This is a genomic window from Pseudomonas sp. EA_35y_Pfl2_R5, from assembly GCF_963970805.1.
Classification (GTDB): domain Bacteria; phylum Pseudomonadota; class Gammaproteobacteria; order Pseudomonadales; family Pseudomonadaceae; genus Aquipseudomonas.
The window spans coordinates 703,682-722,073 of sequence record NZ_CAXAOW010000001.1; the positions used below are offsets into that span (position 1 = coordinate 703,682).

Below are 18,392 nucleotides of genomic sequence, written 5' to 3' on the forward strand. Positions count from 1 at the left end.
TTTTTAACGCTGGATTGCCAACGCAGGCAGTTTTCAACGAGCTGCTAGCGGCTCAGGAGGTGATTATGTTGGCGTATCTATCCTGCCCATCGCGGGCACTGCAATTGGCGAATCGCATGCTGCTGGCCGGCGTGCTGCTGTTGCTCAGCGGCCTGCTGGGCGCTTATGGACTGGAGGCGCAGCTGAGCATGGGCAGCCTGGTTACGGCGCATGCGCTGACAATCATCGGCCCAGGCCTGCTCAAGCTCGGTTATGTGCTGCGCCTGGCCGCGCAGCAGCATCTACGTAAACAACAGGAGCCTTGCTGTGCAATTGCGTGATCGCCAGCAGGAACTGGCCATTGCGCCACTGTGGCGGCTGGGTTTTCGCCCGTTCTTTCTCGGTGGCGCGCTGTTTGCCGTGCTGGCAATCGGTCTGTGGGCGGCGGCATTACTGGGTTATCTGCCGGGTTGGCAGCCGGTGGGCGGTAGCCTGGCTTGGCATCGGCATGAACTGCCGTTCGGTTTCGCTGGGGCGATCATTACCGGCTTTTTGCTGACGGCGGTGCAGAACTGGACGGGGCGGCCAGGCCTGAGCGGTTGGCCGCTGGCGGCGCTGTTCGGCCTCTGGTTAGTGGCGCGACTGGCCTGGCTGTTCGGTGCGCCGTTGCCACTCTTGCTGGCGCTGCAGCTGCCCTTTCTACCGCTGCTGGCGCTGTTGCTTGGGCGACAGCTGTGGCAGGTGCGTCAGTGGCGCAACTACCCGCTGGTGGTCGTGGTGTTGCTGATGGCCGGCTGCGAATGGCTGCTGCTGTATGGCCTGGCGCTGGGTGATGATGCCCTGCAGCGGCGCGGTGCCTTGGCCGGCTTATGGCTGATTGCGGCGCTGGTGAGCATTATCGGCGGGCGGGTGATTCCGTTCTTCACCCAGCGTGGTCTCAATCGACTGGCACCTGTTGCTCCAAGGCCGCGTCTGGATCTGCTGGTACTGGTTTTGTCGCTCAGCCTGGCGTTGCTGTTTGCTTGTGGCCTGGCCATGCAACCGTCGCTATGGCTACTGCCGTTGTTGCTGGCTCTGGCCACGCTGCATGGCTTGCGCCTATGGCACTGGTACGACGCCGGGATCTGGCGCGTACCGCTGCTCTGGTCACTGCACTTAGCCTATGCCTGGTTGCCGCTGGCCTTACTGGCCCTGGCGGCCTGGCATATCGTCTGGTTGCACAACGTCAGCTTGGCCTATCACGCCCTGGCATTGGGCGCGGTCGGTGGGGCGATTCTGGCGATGTTGGCGCGGGTTAGCCTCGGTCATACCGGTCGGCCGTTACAGCCGCCGGCCGCTATGGGCTGGGCGTTTGCCAGTCTGCAGCTGGCGGTTGTGGCGCGGGTGCTGCTGGTGTCGTTTGCGCCTGCTGCGGGATTGGGGCTTTCCAGCCTGCTGTGGATCGTGGCCTTTACTCTGTTTGTGCGTCACTACGCGGTGATGTTCTGGACGGCGCGGGTGGATGGGCAGCCGGGTTAACGTCATGTTGGTGGGAGGGGCTTTAGCCGCGCAGGGCTAGAAGGCGCGGAACGCATCGCGGCTAAAGCCCCTCCCACATGATCTGACAGTGCGGCACTTTTACGCTGGGTTTAGAGCACGCCCGCTTCACGCAGCGCCGCGATCTGCTCGGCGCTTAGGCCCAGGTGGCGGCTCAGTACCTGTTCGGTGTGTTCGCCGAGCAGGGGTGGTGCGTTGCGGTATTGCACCGGGGTTTCCGATAGGCGCAGCGGGCTGGCGACCTGCGGGGTGGTGCTGCCCAGGCTATTGGGCAGATCGATACGCAGGCCACGGGCTTTAACCTGTGGGTCGGCAAACACCTGAGCCAAGTCATTGATCGGCCCGCACGGTACGCCAGCGGCCTCCAGCAGCGTCACCCATTCGGCGGTAGTTTTGAATACCGTGGCCTGGCGCAGCAGCGGGATCAGCTCGGCGCGATGCGCGACGCGGGTCTTATTGGTAGAAAAACGCGGGTCATTGGCCAAAGCCGTACAGCCTGCAACCTCGCAAAGTTTGCGGAACTGCCCGTCGTTACCCACGGCGATAATGAAGTTGCCGTCGGCCGAGGGGAAATCCTGGTAGGGCACGATATTCGGGTGGGCGTTGCCCAGGCGTTTGGGCGAAACGCCGGTGTTCAGATAATTCATCGCCTGGTTGGCCAGGCAGGCCACCTGCACGTCGAGCAGGGCCACATCGATATGCTGGCCGAGGCCGGATTGCTCGCGCTGGTTGAGTGCCGCCAGTACACCGACTGTGGCGTACAGGCCGGTGAGAATATCGGTGAGGGCGACGCCGACCTTCATGGGGCCAGCACCCTCCTCGCCGTCTGGCTTGCCGGTTAGGCTCATCAGCCCGCCGAGGCCCTGGATCATAAAGTCATAACCGGCGCGCTTGGCGTAGGGCCCGTTTTGCCCGAAACCGGTGATGGAGCAGTAGATCAGCCGTGGGTTGATGGCCTTCAGCGCTTCATAGTCGAGGCCGTAAGCCGCTAGGCCGCCGACCTTGAAGTTCTCCAGCAGCACGTCACAGTTCTGCACCAGTTCGCGGACCAGGCGTTGGCCTTCCGCCTGGGTGAAGTCCAGGGTTACCGACTGCTTGTTGCGGTTGGCGCTTTGGAAATACGCCGCCTCGCGCGAGTCGTTGCCCTCGGCATCTTTCACATAGGGCGGGCCCCAGTGGCGAGTGTCGTCGCCTGAGCCGGGGCGCTCGACCTTGATTACCTCGGCACCCAGATCGCCGAGAATCTGCCCGGCCCAGGGGCCGGCCAGTACGCGGGACAGATCGAGAACGCGGATATGCGATAGGGCGCCGGGCATAGGGATATCTCAAAAGTGGAAACGTAGGATAAGTCGGGCCGCGCAGGCTGAGCGCAGCGATACCCATCGGGCCGAGTGATGGGTTACGCCGCTGCGTGGCTAACCCATCCTACGAAGCGGCTTAGAAGAATGCCTGCAGGCCGGTCTGCGCGCGGCCAAGGATCAGCGCATGGACGTCGTGGGTGCCTTCATAGGTGTTGACCACTTCCAGATTGACCAAGTGACGGGCCACGCCGTACTCGTCGCTGATGCCGTTGCCGCCGAGCATGTCGCGGGCCATACGGGCGATATCCAGGGATTTGCCGCAGCTGTTGCGCTTCATCATCGAGGTGATTTCCACCGCAGCGGTGCCTTCATCCTTCATCCGGCCGAGGCGCAGGCAGCCTTGCAGGGCCATGGTGATTTCGGTCTGCATATCAGCCAGTTTCTTCTGGATCAGCTGGGTTTGCGCCAGCGGACGGCCAAACTGTTTGCGGTCGAGGGTGTACTGGCGTGCGGTATGCCAGCAGAACTCGGCGGCGCCTAGTGCGCCCCAGCTGATGCCGTAACGGGCGGAGTTGAGGCAGGTGAACGGGCCTTTCAGGCCGCGTACATCGGGGAAGGCGTTTTCTTCGGGGCAGAACACGTTGTCCATGACGATCTCGCCGGTGATCGACGCGCGCAGGCCGACCTTGCCGTGGATGGTTGGGGTGCTCAGGCCTTGCCAGCCTTTTTCCAGGACGAAGCCGCGAATCTCGCCGGCATCATCCTTGGCCCAGACCACGAATACATCGGCGATTGGCGAGTTGGTGATCCACATCTTCGCGCCGCTGAGGCGATAGCCGCCATCGACCTTCTTTGCGCGGGTGATCATCGAACCGGGGTCGGAGCCGTGGTTCGGTTCGGTCAGGCCGAAGCAGCCGATATATTCGCCACTGGCCAGTTTCGGTAGGTACTTCTGCTTGGTCGCTTCGTTGCCGAACTCGAAGATCGGCACCATCACCAGAGAGGACTGCACGCTCATCATCGAGCGGTAGCCAGAGTCGATGCGCTCCACTTCGCGGGCGATCAGGCCGTAGCACACGTAATTCAGGCCGCTGCCGCCGTATTCGGCGGGAATGGTGGCGCCGAGCAGGCCGGTGTCGCCCATCTCGCGGAAGATTTTCGGGTCGGTCTGCTCATGGCGGAAGGCTTCGAGTACGCGCGGGGCCAGCTTGTCGGCGGCGAACTGCTGGGCGCTGTCACGCACCATGCGTTCTTCTTCGGTCAGTTGCTGGTCGAGCAGCAGCGGGTCGATCCAGTTGAAGCTTGCCTTGGCCATCGCGAAAACCTCGAAATCAGACAGTGGTAGGGCGGGTGTCTGCGCAGTCGTGCTACGTCCGCCGGTGAGTGGATTGATCCTAGGCCGCTTGTGGCAGGCAGGCAAACGAGTATTGCGCACGCAGTTGTGCGATTTGCTCACTTCGAGATAGCTTTAGTGGGCATATTTAACCGATCAAAGTGATGGTGACGCACAGATGCGCCGCAAGATTCCCAGCACAGCCGCCCTTATCGCGTTCGAGTCCGCTGCTCGGCACCAGAGTTTTACCAAGGCGGCGCAGGAACTGAGCCTGACTCAGGGCGCAGTGTGCCGGCAGATAGCCGCGCTGGAGGCCTTCCTTAACATCGAGCTGTTCCGCCGTTCGCGCCGTGGCGTGGTGCTGACGGAGGCGGGGCAGTCCTATGCGCGACGAGTAGCCGGTCAGCTTGATGCGGTGGAGCGCGACACCCTGGCGGTGATGGGCCAGCGGGGCGCGATGAGCATCGAACTGGCGGTGGTGCCGACCTTCGGCACGCAGTGGTTGCTGCCACGGCTGAAGGACTTTCAGCGCCTGCACCCGGAGATCACGGTCAACCTGACCAATCGCACGCGGCCCTTTCTGTTTGCCGATACCGAGTTCGACGCGGCGGTGTACTTCGGCGATGGCGACTGGTCCGGCACCCAGGCGCATTTACTCATGGGTGAGAACCCGATGCCGGTATGCAGCCCGGTATTGCTGGCTGAGCAGGCGCAGCTTAGTGCCGAGCAGATTGCCAGCCTGCCGCTGCTGCAACAGACCACGCGGCCCTATGCCTGGCGTCAGTGGTTTAATGCCCAGGGGTTGAATAACGCGCGGGATATGGCCGGGCCGCGTTATGAGCTGTTCTCCATGCTGGCCCAGGCGGCCATGCACGAGATGGGCGTGGCGCTGATTCCGCCGTTTCTGATTCGCCGCGAATTGGACGAGGGGCGCCTAGTGATTGCCGCGCCGCTGAGCCTGCCGGCCGACAAGGCGTATTACCTGATGATTCCCGAGCGGAAGCTGGAGTCGGCTGCATTGCTGTTGCTGCGCGACTGGCTGGTGCGTGAGGCGCAGGCTTATGCGTTAGCCAATGGCCTGAAATAGGCAACAGCCTGTCAGGTTGTTGGCGGAAAAGGCCGTCAAAGCTTCGGCGGCAATCTGTCGGAAATATCTTTACCGCGCGAGACAGGCCGCCTAGTGTGCGCGCCGGAGTTATGTTGACCCCGTAGTCAGTTATCTGAATGGCTACACTTTCTCTGCGCATGGTAGGTTTTGGTGTTGAATTTTCTGCACACGAACGCTGCTGCAGCCCAATGAAACAGCGCCTTTTCTGGTAATGGCGGGTGGCGCCGTTGATCTGATGGCCCAGTATTTATCTCAGGAATGGATAAGCGCTGTTTTGTCGCAGCTAATGCGCTACAGGCCTTGCCCCAAAAGGGCTGCCATAAATTAGCTGCCTGTAAGGTCATCCAGTGACTTGTAGTTATCACAAGGTTTTACTTCATAACGCCTTGAAGGCTATAGCTATCGCCTGCAAAATGCCGCGCCCCGCTATTGTGCAATAGTCGCCTGAGCGGGTTTGTGCTGATCCTCCCTAATGCCCGCGTGCCATCCGCAGTGCGCCGGTTCACTAATAAAGATCACGCAGGAGAATTGAAGTGCACATCGGTGTTCCTCTCGAAACCCATGCTGGTGAGACGCGCGTTGCCGCAACTCCCGAAACCATCAAGAAGTTGGTTGGCCAAGGCCATCAGGTGACGGTACAGACCGGTGCAGGCGTGAGCGCAAGCATTCCGGACAGCGCCTATGAAGCTGTTGGCGCGGCTATCGGCAGCGATGCTGCTGCTTTCGGCGCCGATCTGGTGCTGAAAGTAGTTGCCCCGACCGATGCCGAGCTGGCGCATATGAAAGCCGGTGCGGTGTTGGTGGGCATGCTCAACCCGTTCAGCAACGAGACCATCGCGCGCATCAATGCTCGCGGCGTCACCGCCTTTGCCCTGGAAGCTGCTCCGCGCACTTCCCGCGCGCAGAGCCTGGACGTGCTCAGCTCGCAGGCCAACATTGCCGGCTACAAGGCCGTGCTGCTGGCTGCGCACCACTACCCGCGCTTTATGCCGATGCTGATGACCGCTGCTGGTACCGTTAAGGCCGCGCGCATTTTGATTCTCGGTGCTGGTGTTGCCGGTTTGCAGGCCATCGCCACGGCCAAGCGCCTGGGTGCGGTGATCGAGGCTTCCGATGTGCGTCCTGCCGTTAAAGAGCAGATCGAATCACTTGGCGCCAAGTTCGTCGACGTACCATTCGAAACCGATGAAGAGCGTGAATGCGCTCAGGGTGTTGGCGGCTATGCCCGCCCAATGCCGGCTTCGTGGATGGAGCGTCAGGCCAAGGCGGTGCACGAGAAGGCCAAGCTGGCCGATATCGTTATCACCACCGCGCTGATCCCGGGCCGCAAGGCGCCGACCCTGCTGCATGCCGCCACCGTGGCGGAAATGAAGCCCGGCTCGGTGATCATCGACCTCGCTGCAGCGCAAGGCGGCAACTGCCCGCTGACTGTCGCCGAGCAAGTGGTGGTGCAGCATGGCGTGACCATCGTCGGCCACAGCAACCTGGCGGCCCTGGTGCCGGCCGATGCTTCGGCGCTGTACGCACGCAATCTGCTGGACTTCCTCAAGCTGGTTATCGACGGCGAAGGCAAGTTCCACCTCAACCTTGAAGACGACATCGTCGCCGCGTGCCTGATGTGCCGCGACGGCAACGTCGTGCGCACTAACGGCTAAGGGGAGCACCGCTCATGGATATGATTTCCGACGGCATCTACAACCTGATCATCTTCGTGCTGGCCATTTACGTGGGCTACCACGTGGTGTGGAACGTGACTCCGGCCCTGCACACCCCGCTGATGGCGGTAACCAACGCGATTTCCGCGATCGTTATCGTCGGTGCCATGCTCGCTGCCGCGCTGACTGTGACCCCATTGGGCAAGACCATGGGCACCCTGGCCGTGGCGCTGGCTGCGGTCAACGTGTTCGGTGGCTTCCTGGTCACTCGACGCATGCTGGAAATGTTCAAGAAGAAAGCGCCTAAAGCCGCTGCAGTGGAGAAGCACTGATGAGCATGAATCTGATCACTGTTCTCTACCTCGTCGCCTCAATCTGCTTTATCCAGGCGCTTAAAGGTCTGTCGCACCCGACCACTTCGCGTCGCGGCAACCTGTTCGGCATGATCGGTATGGGCATCGCCGTGCTCACCACCGTCGGCCTGATCTACAAGCTCGGTGCTGAAATCGCCACTGCCGGTATCGGTTACGTGCTGGTTGGCCTGTTGGTCGGCGGTACTGCCGGTTCGATCATGGCCAAGCGCGTGGAAATGACCAAGATGCCGGAACTGGTCGCTTTCATGCACAGCATGATCGGCCTGGCGGCGGTGTTTATTGCCATTGCTGCAGTGGTCGAGCCGCAGTCGCTGGGTATCGTTGCTGCGCTGGGCGATGCGATTCCATCCGGTAACCGTCTGGAGCTGTTCCTCGGCGCGGCCATCGGTGCGATCACCTTCTCCGGTTCGGTGATCGCCTTCGGCAAGCTCTCGGGCAAGTACAAGTTCCGCTTGTTCCAGGGCGCACCGGTGCAGTTCAAGGGCCAGCATTGGGTCAACCTGGCCATCGGCCTGGCCATTCTCGGTTTGGGTCTGTACTTCACCTTCACCGGTAACCTGACTGCGTTCGCCATCCTGCTGGCCCTGGCCTTCGTGATCGGCGTGCTGATCATCATCCCGATTGGCGGCGCGGACATGCCAGTGGTCGTGTCGATGCTCAACAGCTACTCGGGCTGGGCGGCGGCCGGTATCGGTTTCTCGCTGAACAACTCGATGCTGATCATCGCCGGTTCGCTGGTCGGCTCTTCGGGCGCGATCCTCTCGTACATCATGTGCAAGGCGATGAACCGCTCGTTCTTCAACGTGATCCTCGGTGGCTTCGGCGGCGCGGCTGAAGAAGCCGGCCCGGCTGGCGCCAAGGAAGCTCGCCCGGTGAAATCCGGTTCGAGCGACGACGCGGCCTTCCTGCTGACCAACGCCGACACCGTGATCATCGTTCCGGGCTACGGCCTGGCGGTAGCCCGTGCTCAGCACGCGCTGATGGAGCTGGCGGAGAAGCTGACCCACCGTGGCGTGACCGTAAAGTACGCGATCCACCCGGTTGCCGGGCGTATGCCGGGCCACATGAACGTGCTGCTGGCCGAGGCCGAAGTGCCTTACGAGCAGGTGTTCGAGATGGACGACATCAACTCCGAGTTCGGCCAGGCCGACGTGGTATTGGTGCTCGGCGCCAACGACGTGGTCAACCCGGCCGCGAAGAACGATCCGAAGTCGCCGATCGCCGGCATGCCGATCCTCGAGGCCTACAAAGCCAAGACCGTGATCGTCAACAAACGCTCGATGGCCAGCGGCTACGCCGGCCTGGACAACGAACTGTTCTACCTGGACAAGACCATGATGGTCTTCGGCGACGCCAAGAAAGTCATCGAAGATATGGTTAAAGCGGTCGACTAACACTTGCCGCAACGCTGTAGAAAAAAGCCCGGCTCGTTAGCCGGGCTTTTTTCTGTCTGCTCGATCAGAAAAGTGTTATTGCCAGGGAAAAATCTGAAAAACAGGTCAGCTGTCACATAAGTGCAATTTGCAACTGTACCTATATTGATTCACTAGTGAATGGCGTTATAGGCAGGTCTTTTATCTGCTTTTATGCGCCTTTTAGGCTAAGGCACTTATGACCAGTACAGTTGACTGTAAAACAGGTCAAACAGTTACAAAGCAAACTATCTATTTGTGCTGCAATTTCATTCAGCTGTGGCTACAGCGCAGTGGGGGCAACGGCAATAATTCTCCCATCGCAACACACCACTGACCCGCCACAAGCGGAAGGATGACCATCATGGAACGTACCCTCAGTTCCGACCTGTTTTTCGATCACAGCCAATCCACCGGCACCAGCGCTTTGCCGCTGCGTATGCTCGCCTCTGTTCTGCAATGGCAGCGCCGCGTTGTTAGCCGCCGCCAGCTTGCTCGCCTGGACGCCCGTCTGCTCGCAGACGCCGGTATCAGCGAAGCACAGCGTCACGCTGAACTGAGCAAGCCTTTCTGGCGTTAACTGCTGCCAGACACCGATTTCTGCTCCTCCCTTTATGGGATTTTTGAAAGCTCCAGCGCCTTGCGTGCTGGGGCTTTCTTTTTATGTGTCGGTAGAAAGTGCGCAGCCAATTGCTTGGCTGCAACAGTCTGCTGCGCTATTCAGCAGTACAGTTCTTTTAAATAGCTAACTGCGCCATAACAATTCGCAGGTGCTGTCCCTGCCCCTGTTTTCCGCGCTCACGCACCATAGGTTGCCTTCTTCCGTCTCTGACAAGGAATTGCGCCATGGAACGCACGCTCAAACACCAGCCCCCGCAAAACACTCAGGTGAATCACCCGCTCTGGTTGCGCGCATACGCTGCGCTCTGCGGTTGGCGGCGCAAGCTGCGTACTCGCCGCCAATTGGCGCGCCTCGATAGCCGCCAGCTGGCCGACGCAGGCATTACCGAGGCGCAGCGGCAGGCCGAATTGGCAAGGCCGTTCTGGCGCTGAGCCGCCTGGCAACCAACCCGTTTAGCAAGGGTCTACACTGAAACCAGCCTGTCTGTAGGGCCTTTTCAGGAGCGTAAACATGAATGTGATAAAGACGTTGAGCCTTGCGGCATTGCTGGCGCTGGCGGGCACGGCAAGCGCCACCAGCTTTGTGGTCACTACCGATGCGGTGGTGGGCGCGGTTGGGGCTACCTCGGAAGCAACTTCCGATGTCTCCTCTTCCTTTACAGACGACAAGATCGTGTTGGCCGCGCGCGATGATGCGGCTGCGTTTGTCGCCAGTCAGGGCGAGATCCGTGGCGTGCGCCTGGAGGCCGCTCTGCAGCATATCCGTCAGCAGTTACCGGAATTACGGGGTGACGATATGCAGTTGGCGGCAGCGATCCTCAGCCTTTAAGAACACTCACCGCTGGCGTTTGGGTAGAAGCGTTGGCGGAACTGTGTGGCACTCTGTCCGTCATACGCCATGTGGCTGATTATTGGAGATGTATATGCGCCCTATTCTGCTCAGTGCCGTCGTTGCAGCTGTTTTGTTCAGTGCCGCTACACAGGCGCAAACCTTGGTAGCGACCAGCAATATCATCGTACGTGCGCTCGACCGCACCTTTGATTTCACCTCGGATACCACCACTTCGGTGCGCGACTCGAAAGTTGTGCTCGCAGCGCGCGACGATGCAGCCAGCTTCGTCGCCAGCCAAGGGCAGATCCGTGGTGCGCAGTTGGAAGCGGCCATTAGCACTATTCGTAGCCAAGTACCTGAGGCGCAGGGCGCTTCCGACCTGGTATTGGCCGAAGCCATTCTGGCCCTGTGAGTTGGCCGCGTGCCTGGCTGCTGGCGCTGGTGTTACTGACCTGCACCTGCAGCCAGGCCGAGTTGCGCCTGCAGCTAGCGGAAGCTGGACTCAGCCCTGCTGAGCGCCAGGCCAGCCAGCAACTGTTGCAGGACGCGACTGCCGCCTTGCCGCCACAACTCAAACAGCGACTTGATCGTAGTGTCAGCGTGCGCTGGCGCAGCATGCCTGCGCAGGTTTATGGCCGCGCCGGGCGTTTCAGCGGTATTGAGTTGAATGCCGCGTTGCTGCCAGGGTTAAGCGACGGCAGCAGCGCCACCACCCGGACCTCACGCCCCCACGGCACTGTGCGCCGCGAGCTGTTGGCCACCGTGCTGCATGAAATTACCCATCTATATGACCGTGCCCAACTTTGGCCGCAGGCTGATCGGCAGCTGCAACGCCTGTGTCGCCAGCGCGACCAGAGCCTTGGCGCTGTTGGCCTGCCGGATCGCTGCCGCGGCCAGACGGCGCGGCGCTTTACCCTGAGTGATGATCCGTTGCTGCTCGACTTGGCCGGCTGGCCGCAGCAGGTCGGGCGGCGTGGTGCGCGTGAGCAGGACAACCATCAGGTCGCGCGCAGCCCGGATAGCTATGAGCTGAGCAACCCGCGTGAGTTTCTCGCCGTCAATATGGAGTACTTCCTCCTTGACCCCAGTTACGCCTGTCGCCGGCCTTCACTGGCACGCTACCTGAGTGTGCATTTCGCCTGGACACCGGCGAGCCAGCAGTCCTGCGCCGAAGGTCTGGCTTACCTGAATGCCGGGCGAGATTTTGCCCGCCAGCCGTTGGGCAGCATCGACCCGCAGCGCGTCTATCAGGTCGATTACCTGCTGGCTGAAGCCAATGATGCCCTGGCCAGCCGCTGGGGCCACAGCATGCTGCGCCTGGTCATCTGCGCGCTTGGGCGGCCGCGCGGGCCGGATTGCCGGCTGGATCTGCAGGAGCATCTGGTGCTGTCGTACCGCGCGTTTGTTGGCGACGTGCAGCTGTCCAGCTGGGATGGTCTGACCGGCGTTTATCCATCGCGTCTGTTCGTTCTGCCGCTGGCCCAGGTGATTGAGGAGTACACCAAGGTCGAGCTGCGCAGCCTCGCCTCGGTGCCGCTCAAACTGGAGCGCACGCAGCTGGAGCAACTGGTGACCCGCGCCGCTGAGCAGCATTGGAGCTACGACGGCGACTACTGGTTTATCTCCAATAACTGCGCCGTGGAAACCCTCAAGCTGCTGCGCAGCGGCAGCCAGCACCCGCGCCTGCATGCGCTCGACAGCATCATGCCCAACGGCCTGCTTGATACCCTGGTGGCCCGCGATCTGGCAGACCGCAGCGTGCTGGGCGACGCTACCGAAGCCTTGCGCCTGGGTTATCGTTTCGACTCGTTTCGTGATCGCTACCAAGCCATGTTCGCTGTGTTGCAGACGCAGTTGCCGATTGAGCAGGCGCAGGTTGAGGACTGGCTGACCTTGTCGGCCGATAAGCGCCAGCCCTGGTTTGGCCGTGCCGATCTGCGTACCAGCGCGGCCCTGCTGTTGCTTGAGCAGGCGGCATTACGCCGACAGTTACTGTTGGCCCAGGATGAGCTCAAGCGCCGCTACTTGAGTGGCCGTGATGGCGTTGATCCCGCGTTGAACAAGGCCGGCGGTGCGCTGCAACAAATCCTCGCCAACAGCGGCTTTCTCAGTCGCCCGGCCGAACTGCTTGAGGGTGGCTATGGCCTGCCGCAGCGCGCCGAATGGCAGCGTCTGGAAAGCGAAAGTCAGGCGCGACAGCAGCAGCTGCGCCAGCTCAGCGACAACCTCGATCAGGAAGTGCGCACCCTGCTGGAGCCCGCCCGCCTCGTTGAATTGCAGGCCACTGAAGCCAACCTGGCGCAGCTCGGTACGCATCTGCGCACGTTGCACAAGGCCGGCGGTGGCTTGCAGCTGCCCTAGGGGAATCAGTCCATCACTTCCTGATCTTCCTCGGGTAACTGCGGATCGAGGTGCAGCCAGTTCAGGCGACTTTGCACCCAGATATGCCGATCCGCTGGAGCCAGTTCAGGCTGGTCGAGAGTGGCGATAGTGATATCCAGGCTGTGCGGGCTGAGTGTGGTGAATAGCGTCAGCTGCGCGCCGCAAGTTGGGCAGAAGCTGCGCGTGCAGCTGGCTGACGAGGCGTACTCGCGTGGTGTGCCGGCCAACCAGCGAAAGCTCGCCAATGGGACCGTAATCCAGGTGGTGACGATGCCGCCGCTGCTGCGCCGGCAGATGCTGCAGTGGCAGTGCGCGATGTTCTGCAGCGGCGCCTCGAACTGATAGCGCAAGGCGCCGCACTGGCAACCGCCTTGGTGGATAGCGGACATAAGACACTCTCGTCGTGAAGGTCAGGTAAAGCAGCCTAACAGGCCGTTGAAAAACGTAGGCGAGGCAGCTGAGACAAGGCGAAAACAGACGAGGAAGTGGAGCTTACTGGCTGTAAATGAGCATTCCGAGGCTGTTTTCAACGCAGTATCAGCAACGTAGGTAGTTTTTCAACGGCCTGCTAATACCGACATCGTCCTTGCGTCACCTCATGCGGCTGCTCAAGATGGCGGCTTGCCTGTGGCTGGAGGTTGCCGTGCTGGAGTTGTTATTGGCCTTGTGGCCGCTGTTTGCCTTGATCGTGGCCGGGTATTACCTGCGCTGCTGGGCGTTCCCCAATGAGGCGTTCTGGCCGGGGGCCGAGCGGCTGAACTACTTCATGCTGTTCCCGGCGCTGTTGTTCAGCAGCCTGGCCACGGCGCCGCTGGATAACCCGGCGTTGCCGCGATTGGCCTTGGCCGTGTTATTGGCATTGGGTATCGCCTGGTTGGCGCTGTTGCTGGTGCGGCGCGTGCGTGGCTGGCCAGCGGGGCGCTTTGGGGCCTTTAGCCAAGGCATTCTGCGTTTCAATACCTACCTCGGCCTGGCGGCGGTCGGCAGCCTATTTGGTCAGGAAGGCCTGACCCTGGCGGCCATCATGCTCGCCCTGATGGTGCCGACGGTGAATGTACTTTCAGTCTGGTCGTTAACCGCTGAGCGTGGTGTCAGTGCGCGCAGCCTGTTGCTGCCCATCCTGAAAAACCCGCTGATTCTTGCCTGTCTGGGCGGTGCGCTGGTCAACCTCAGTGGTCTTGGCCTGCCGGGCGGTAGTGATCGTCTGCTTAGCCTGCTGGCCGCCGCCAGCCTGCCGCTGGGTCTGCTCTGTGTCGGTGCGGCGCTGAAGCCTGAACAGTTGGGCGGTGAGATTCCGGCACTGGGTTGGAACAGCCTGCTACGTCTGTTGGCCATGCCGATGCTGGCTTGGGCGGTAGCCCATGGTCTGCAGCTGCCGGCGATGGAAAGCACCGTGCTGGTGCTGTTCTTTGCTCTGCCAACCGCGCCAACGGCTTACGTGCTGACCCGTCAGCTGGGCGGCGATAGTCAGTTGATGGCCGGCATCATCACCCTGCAAACCTTGCTGGCGGCAGCCAGTTTGCCGCTATTGTTGCTACTGGTGGCAGGTACGGCATGACGGTGGGCTGACAGTCGGTGCTTGGTGGTGCAAACAAATTACTGTATTTATATACAGTAATTTGTGGAGTCAGCCCATGTCCGTTTCTTTGCCGCCGCGCGGTCGCGGCACTGCCAGTAATCCGCATAACCGCTTTGCTCCGCAGCGTATTATCGCCAGCGATGACGGCTGGCTGCAGGAAGTCCCGCCCAGCCGGGTGACCGAAGTGCGCTGCGAAACCGCGAAAAGCATCATCACCCGCAACCAGTCGCCGGACCTGCCCTTCGACCGCTCGCTCAATCCTTACCGCGGTTGTGAGCATGGCTGCATCTATTGTTACGCCAGGCCCAGCCACGCCTATTGGGACCTGTCGCCGGGCCTGGATTTCGAAACCAAGCTGATCGCCAAAACCAATGCCGTGGCCCTGCTCGAACAGCAGCTGAGCAAGCCCGGCTATGTCTGTGCGCCGATCAACCTGGGCTCCAACACCGATCCTTATCAGCCGATCGAGCGTCAGCACCTGCTGACCCGCAATAGCCTCAAGGTGCTGCTCAATCACCGCCATCCGGTGACCATCATCACCAAGGGTTCGTTGATTCTGCGTGACCTCGACCTGTTAACCGAGCTGGCGCAACAGCGCCTGGTAGCGGTGATGATCAGCCTGACTACCCTGGATGACGAACTCAAACGCATCATGGAGCCGCGCGCTGCGGCACCGGCGGCGCGCTTACGGGCGATTCGCGTATTGCGCGACAACCGTATTCCGGTTGGTGTGCTGTGTTCGCCGATGATCCCAATGATCAACGACATGGAACTGGAGCACTTGCTGGCTGCGGCCAAGGATGCCGGCGCGCAGAGCGCCAACTACATGCTGTTGCGCCTGCCGCGTGAAGTTGCGCCGTTATTCGAGGAGTGGTTGCAGGCGCACTATCCGCAGCGCGCGGAGCATGTCCTTAGTCTGATCCGTCAGAGCCGAGGTGGCGCGCTGTATGACAGCCGCTTCGGTCAACGCTTTCGTGGCGAAGGTGCCTTTGCCGAGTTGCTCGCACAGCGCTTTGCTCTGGCCAGCAAACGCCTGGGCCTGAATCGGCGTGATGGCTTCAACCTCGATTGCACGCGTTTCTGTCCACCGGGTGGCCAGTTGGCGCTGCTCTAACAGGCTCGCAAGGTGACGGTTGCCGTGAGGGCCTGCGGCAGTAACACTTGGCATGTGACTCGCTAGCGGCCTTGGCTGTCGTTTTAGCAGCGTTTATTCAGGCTCATAAGAGGTCGCACACATGCCATACAAGCATCAGTTGATCCCGCTGCAGGGGCGCACAGGTACTGAGAGTGCCGAGGAAGCCCTGCAGAGCATCGTCGATGGTTTCAAGCGCTTCCGCAGCGAGATATTTCCGCAGCAGGAAGAGCTGTTCAAGAAGCTCGCCACCGCGCAGAACCCACGCGCAATGTTTATCACCTGCGCTGACTCGCGGGTGGTGCCGGAACTGATCACCCAGAGCTCGCCGGGCGACCTGTTCGTCAACCGCAACGTTGGCAACGTGGTGCCGCCCTATGGGCAGATGATGGGCGGGGTTTCTACGGCTATCGAGTACGCGGTAATGGCCCTGGGCGTACAGCACATCATCATCTGCGGGCATTCCGATTGCGGTGCGATGAAGGCTGTGCTCAACCCCGCTGATCTGGAGCGCATGCCCACGGTAAAAGCCTGGCTACGGCATGCCGAAGTGGCCAAGACCGTGGTGGCAGACAATTGTGGCTGCGCCGATCACACCACGCTGGGCATCCTCACCGAGGAAAACGTGGTGGCGCAGCTCGATCACCTGCGCACCCACCCTTCGGTGGCCTCGCGCATGGCCTGCGGCCAACTGTTTATCCATGGCTGGGTGTATGACATCGAAACCAGCGAGATCAAAGCTTACGACGCGGAGAAGGGCGAATTTCGCCTGATCGGCGAGGGGCCGTTGCCGATGGCCACTCCCCGCGCGCGCTATCTGCCGAGCAGCTAGCAGCTGTTGAAAAATTACCTGCGTTGGCAACACTGCGTTAAAAACGGCCTCGGATGCTCATTTACAGCCAGTAAACTCCGCTTCCTCAGCCGTTTTTGCCTCGTCTTGCCTGCCTCGCCTACATTCTTCAACGGCCTGCTGGTCGGCAACTGCGCGAGGGGTTAAGGCCTGCTAACCCGCCGCGCGGGTTTCATCCAGCTGCAGCTCAACTCCGAGCTGCCGAGACAGGCATGGCCAGCGCTGCCAGGCCGCGTCGGTTTGCGGGTTGTTCAGGCGTTCGCGGTAAATCTGCACTGAGTCCTGGGCAAAGCTGGCATCGTCGAGCATGCCATCGACGGCATGATGCACAGCCTCATCCAGTTGGTTGGCGAAGGTTTCGCCGATCAGTTGGTGGGCGATCAGGTTGGCAACTGTGGTATCCAGCGGAATCAACGGCGCGCCCAGGTGTGCGATGTAGCGATCATTCACTTCCTCGACCAGCCGGTGGGCCAGATAGGCTTCATCAAGCAGCCCTTCCAGCCCCTCATGACCGGCCATCAGTGCGGGTGGCTGGAGAAAGAACTGCTCTGCAACCTTCAGCACCGGCTTGATCTGCGCCTCGATCCCCGCTTCCTGCGACACCTGATGGGCCGCCTGCAATAGCTCGGGTACCTGCTCGATATAAGCGCTGACAAAACGCTGCAGCACACCTTGAGTGTCTTCATTAGGCAGGCGGATGGACGGGTGCAATTGACCCAGGTGGGCTTGCATCTGGCTGGCCAGGTGGCCCGTGCTGGCTTCGTGTTGGTGCGCACGCTGGATCAATGCGTGCAAAGCGGCGATGTTCATGACTGCTCCTGAAATGAGGACATGGGCGAGAACCTTAGCTGGCTGAGCGCATCGGCTAAGACCCGATTGTCATAATTATTAAACAGTTATGCGAGTCGGCTATATGCTGCACTCGCCGCCCCGGCCTATCCCGCGCCAGCCGCGGTCTCTAGCGCGTGCCTTGCAGTCTGTTGTTCATTTCGGCTTTCGCATTGCCAGGTGCAAGTCCGTGTCTATACTCGAATTCGAAAGGCAGTACCTGATAACTCCGAATCGACTGCGGCATGGACAGTCTCCGCAAGCATTTTCACCGTGAAATGTGCGGAGGCTTAGCCACTAAGCGATTCGGCGGGATAACAAGAAAAATTAAGGGGAACCCGCAATGATGCGACATCCACGAGTCTGGATGGGCCTCCTGTTGTGGTTGGTATTCAGCTCGGCGCACGCCAGCTGGGGCGTCAATATGGCGCCGGGTGCCACCGAGGTCAGCCGCTCAGTATTTGATTTGCACATGACCATCTTCTGGATCTGCGTCGTGATCGGCGTGATCGTGTTCGGCGCGATGTTCTGGTCGATGCTTGTTCACCGCCGCTCCACCGGCCAGCAGCCGGCGCACTTCCATGAAAGCACCACGGTCGAGATTCTCTGGACAGTCGTACCGCTGGTGATTCTGGTGGGCATGGCCATTCCAGCAACCAAAACGCTGATAGATATCTACGACAGCACCGAATCTGAGCTGGATATCCAGGTCACCGGCTATCAGTGGAAATGGCACTACAAATACCTGGGCGAGGACGTCGAGTTCTTCAGCAACCTGACTACTCCGCAAGATCAGATCAACAACAAGGCCACGAAGGGCGAGCATTACCTGCTGGAGGTCGATGAGCCGCTCGTGGTGCCGGTCGGTACCAAAGTGCGCTTTCTGATCACCGCCGCCGATGTCATTCACTCTTGGTGGGTGCCGGCCTTGGCGGTGAAGAAAGACGCGATCCCCGGGTTTATCAACGAATCCTGGACACGCATCGACGAGCCCGGCATCTACCGTGGCCAGTGCACCGAACTGTGCGGCAAGGATCATGGCTTTATGCCGGTGGTGGTCGAAGCTAAGTCGAAAGAGGACTACGCCGCCTGGCTCGCCGAGCGCAAACAACTGGCAGCCGCCGAGAAAGAACTGACCAGCAAAGAGTGGACCATGGACGAGCTGATGGCCCGTGGCGAGAAGTCATATCAGACCAATTGCGCATCCTGTCACCAGCCAACGGGTGAAGGGCTGCCGCCGATGTTCCCGGCGCTGAAAGGTTCGGCCATCGCCAAGGGTGAAGCTAAAGGGCACATCAATATCGTGGTCAACGGCAAGCCGGGAACTTCCATGGCCGCCTTCGGCAAGCAACTGTCGGAAGTCGATATCGCCGCGATCATCACCTACGAACGCAATGCCTGGGGCAATAACGTCGGTGACATGGTCACGCCCAAGGACATTCTAGAGTTCAAGAAGGCTCAGGAGTAAGG

19 protein-coding genes are annotated in these 18,392 nt (G+C 60.7%); 15 read left to right on the plus strand and 4 right to left on the minus strand.

Annotation, left to right across the window (positions count from 1 at the left end; translation table 11 throughout):
- Positions 1-65 precede the first annotated feature (65 nt).
- Both AACX99_RS03160 and AACX99_RS03165 read left to right on the plus strand, forming a co-directional pair.
- Complete coding sequence (locus tag AACX99_RS03160; RefSeq protein WP_339409417.1) at positions 66-320, plus strand: transmembrane sensor/regulator PpyR; 255 nt, start codon at positions 66-68, stop codon at positions 318-320.
- A complete protein-coding gene (locus AACX99_RS03165; RefSeq protein WP_339409418.1) occupies positions 307-1,497 on the plus strand; it encodes an NnrS family protein in 1,191 nt (396 codons plus the stop codon). The genes AACX99_RS03160 and AACX99_RS03165 overlap by 14 nt, the downstream gene beginning before the upstream one ends.
- A 110-nt stretch (positions 1,498-1,607) precedes the next feature.
- On the opposite strand, the gene AACX99_RS03170 is transcribed toward AACX99_RS03165, so the two are convergent.
- Entirely contained in the window at positions 1,608-2,831 is a 1,224-nt protein-coding gene (locus tag AACX99_RS03170; protein WP_339409420.1) for a CaiB/BaiF CoA transferase family protein, read from the minus strand.
- Positions 2,832-2,952: 121 nt separating this feature from the next.
- On the minus strand, positions 2,953-4,131 hold the full coding sequence (locus AACX99_RS03175) for an acyl-CoA dehydrogenase (protein WP_339409422.1): 1,179 nt from the start codon (positions 4,129-4,131) through the stop codon (positions 2,953-2,955).
- A 196-nt stretch (positions 4,132-4,327) separates the two neighbouring features.
- Between AACX99_RS03175 and AACX99_RS03180 the strand changes: the two genes are divergently transcribed.
- The 9 genes from AACX99_RS03180 (at position 4,328) to AACX99_RS03220 (ending at position 12,512) form a co-directional block, all read left to right on the plus strand.
- Positions 4,328-5,236, plus strand: coding sequence for a LysR family transcriptional regulator (locus tag AACX99_RS03180; protein ID WP_339409424.1), 909 nt, complete (start codon positions 4,328-4,330; stop codon positions 5,234-5,236).
- 554 nt (positions 5,237-5,790) lie between these two features.
- A complete protein-coding gene (locus AACX99_RS03185) occupies positions 5,791-6,912 on the plus strand; it encodes a Re/Si-specific NAD(P)(+) transhydrogenase subunit alpha (RefSeq protein ID WP_339409426.1) in 1,122 nt (373 codons plus the stop codon).
- 14 nt (positions 6,913-6,926) lie between these two features.
- The gene (locus AACX99_RS03190) at positions 6,927-7,244 is read left to right on the plus strand and encodes an NAD(P) transhydrogenase subunit alpha (RefSeq protein ID WP_090378897.1); all 318 of its coding nucleotides are present in this window, start codon (positions 6,927-6,929) and stop codon (positions 7,242-7,244) included.
- On the plus strand, positions 7,244-8,680 hold the full coding sequence (locus AACX99_RS03195) for an NAD(P)(+) transhydrogenase (Re/Si-specific) subunit beta (RefSeq protein ID WP_339409429.1): 1,437 nt from the start codon (positions 7,244-7,246) through the stop codon (positions 8,678-8,680). The genes AACX99_RS03190 and AACX99_RS03195 overlap by 1 nt, the downstream gene beginning before the upstream one ends.
- Before the next feature lie 382 nt (positions 8,681-9,062).
- Positions 9,063-9,278: a DUF1127 domain-containing protein gene (locus AACX99_RS03200; protein ID WP_339409431.1), complete on the plus strand. Its 216-nt coding sequence runs from the start codon at positions 9,063-9,065 to the stop codon at positions 9,276-9,278.
- A 266-nt stretch (positions 9,279-9,544) separates the two neighbouring features.
- Positions 9,545-9,751, plus strand: coding sequence for a DUF1127 domain-containing protein (locus AACX99_RS03205; protein ID WP_339409433.1), 207 nt, complete (start codon positions 9,545-9,547; stop codon positions 9,749-9,751).
- Positions 9,752-9,830: 79 nt separating this feature from the next.
- Positions 9,831-10,148 (plus strand): DUF2388 domain-containing protein, encoded by a 318-nt coding sequence (locus AACX99_RS03210; protein ID WP_339409435.1) that lies wholly within the window; start codon positions 9,831-9,833, stop codon positions 10,146-10,148.
- A 94-nt stretch (positions 10,149-10,242) separates the two neighbouring features.
- Positions 10,243-10,563 carry a DUF2388 domain-containing protein gene (locus tag AACX99_RS03215; protein WP_339409437.1) on the plus strand — a complete coding sequence of 107 codons (321 nt, stop codon included), beginning with the start codon at positions 10,243-10,245 and terminating at the stop codon, positions 10,561-10,563.
- Positions 10,560-12,512: a DUF7844 domain-containing protein gene (locus tag AACX99_RS03220; protein ID WP_339409439.1), complete on the plus strand. Its 1,953-nt coding sequence runs from the start codon at positions 10,560-10,562 to the stop codon at positions 12,510-12,512. The genes AACX99_RS03215 and AACX99_RS03220 overlap by 4 nt, the downstream gene beginning before the upstream one ends.
- A gap of 5 nt (positions 12,513-12,517) precedes the next feature.
- Here the strand turns inward: AACX99_RS03220 and AACX99_RS03225 are convergent, their stop codons facing one another.
- Positions 12,518-12,922: a GFA family protein gene (locus AACX99_RS03225; protein ID WP_339409440.1), complete on the minus strand. Its 405-nt coding sequence runs from the start codon at positions 12,920-12,922 to the stop codon at positions 12,518-12,520.
- Positions 12,923-13,146: 224 nt separating this feature from the next.
- On the opposite strand from AACX99_RS03225, the gene AACX99_RS03230 reads away from it, so the two are divergent.
- From AACX99_RS03230 to AACX99_RS03240, 3 genes are all read left to right on the plus strand, one after another.
- Entirely contained in the window at positions 13,147-14,091 is a 945-nt protein-coding gene (locus tag AACX99_RS03230; RefSeq protein ID WP_339409662.1) for an AEC family transporter, read from the plus strand.
- Positions 14,092-14,167: 76 nt separating this feature from the next.
- A complete protein-coding gene (locus tag AACX99_RS03235; protein WP_339409442.1) occupies positions 14,168-15,226 on the plus strand; it encodes a PA0069 family radical SAM protein in 1,059 nt (352 codons plus the stop codon).
- A 121-nt stretch (positions 15,227-15,347) separates the two neighbouring features.
- Positions 15,348-16,076, plus strand: a complete 729-nt coding sequence (locus tag AACX99_RS03240; protein WP_339409444.1) for a carbonic anhydrase — start codon at positions 15,348-15,350, stop codon at positions 16,074-16,076.
- A gap of 171 nt (positions 16,077-16,247) precedes the next feature.
- On the opposite strand, the gene AACX99_RS03245 is transcribed toward AACX99_RS03240, so the two are convergent.
- Complete coding sequence (locus AACX99_RS03245; protein ID WP_339409446.1) at positions 16,248-16,904, minus strand: hypothetical protein; 657 nt, start codon at positions 16,902-16,904, stop codon at positions 16,248-16,250.
- A gap of 361 nt (positions 16,905-17,265) precedes the next feature.
- On the opposite strand from AACX99_RS03245, the gene coxB reads away from it, so the two are divergent.
- Complete coding sequence (gene coxB / locus AACX99_RS03250; RefSeq protein WP_339409448.1) at positions 17,266-18,390, plus strand: cytochrome c oxidase subunit II; 1,125 nt, start codon at positions 17,266-17,268, stop codon at positions 18,388-18,390.
- Positions 18,391-18,392 lie beyond the last annotated feature (2 nt).

Excerpts from the sequence above, each read along its gene's own strand:
- AACX99_RS03205 (WP_339409433.1), top strand. The coding sequence starts at position 9,545 with ATGGAACGCACGCTCAAACACCAGCCCCCGCAAAACACTCAGGTGAAT.
- AACX99_RS03175 (WP_339409422.1), bottom strand. The coding sequence starts at position 4,131 with ATGGCCAAGGCAAGCTTCAACTGGATCGACCCGCTGCTGCTCGACCAG.
- AACX99_RS03235 (WP_339409442.1), top strand. The coding sequence starts at position 14,168 with ATGTCCGTTTCTTTGCCGCCGCGCGGTCGCGGCACTGCCAGTAATCCG.
- AACX99_RS03200 (WP_339409431.1), top strand. The coding sequence starts at position 9,063 with ATGGAACGTACCCTCAGTTCCGACCTGTTTTTCGATCACAGCCAATCC.
- AACX99_RS03190 (WP_090378897.1), top strand. The coding sequence starts at position 6,927 with ATGGATATGATTTCCGACGGCATCTACAACCTGATCATCTTCGTGCTG.
- AACX99_RS03240 (WP_339409444.1), top strand. The coding sequence starts at position 15,348 with ATGCCATACAAGCATCAGTTGATCCCGCTGCAGGGGCGCACAGGTACT.
- AACX99_RS03230 (WP_339409662.1), top strand. The coding sequence starts at position 13,147 with ATGGCGGCTTGCCTGTGGCTGGAGGTTGCCGTGCTGGAGTTGTTATTG.
- AACX99_RS03245 (WP_339409446.1), bottom strand. The coding sequence starts at position 16,904 with ATGAACATCGCCGCTTTGCACGCATTGATCCAGCGTGCGCACCAACAC.
- AACX99_RS03215 (WP_339409437.1), top strand. The coding sequence starts at position 10,243 with ATGCGCCCTATTCTGCTCAGTGCCGTCGTTGCAGCTGTTTTGTTCAGT.
- AACX99_RS03160 (WP_339409417.1), top strand. The coding sequence starts at position 66 with ATGTTGGCGTATCTATCCTGCCCATCGCGGGCACTGCAATTGGCGAAT.
- coxB (WP_339409448.1), top strand. The coding sequence starts at position 17,266 with ATGATGCGACATCCACGAGTCTGGATGGGCCTCCTGTTGTGGTTGGTA.
- AACX99_RS03210 (WP_339409435.1), top strand. The coding sequence starts at position 9,831 with ATGAATGTGATAAAGACGTTGAGCCTTGCGGCATTGCTGGCGCTGGCG.
- AACX99_RS03195 (WP_339409429.1), top strand. The coding sequence starts at position 7,244 with ATGAGCATGAATCTGATCACTGTTCTCTACCTCGTCGCCTCAATCTGC.
- AACX99_RS03170 (WP_339409420.1), bottom strand. The coding sequence starts at position 2,831 with ATGCCCGGCGCCCTATCGCATATCCGCGTTCTCGATCTGTCCCGCGTA.
- AACX99_RS03225 (WP_339409440.1), bottom strand. The coding sequence starts at position 12,922 with ATGTCCGCTATCCACCAAGGCGGTTGCCAGTGCGGCGCCTTGCGCTAT.
- AACX99_RS03180 (WP_339409424.1), top strand. The coding sequence starts at position 4,328 with ATGCGCCGCAAGATTCCCAGCACAGCCGCCCTTATCGCGTTCGAGTCC.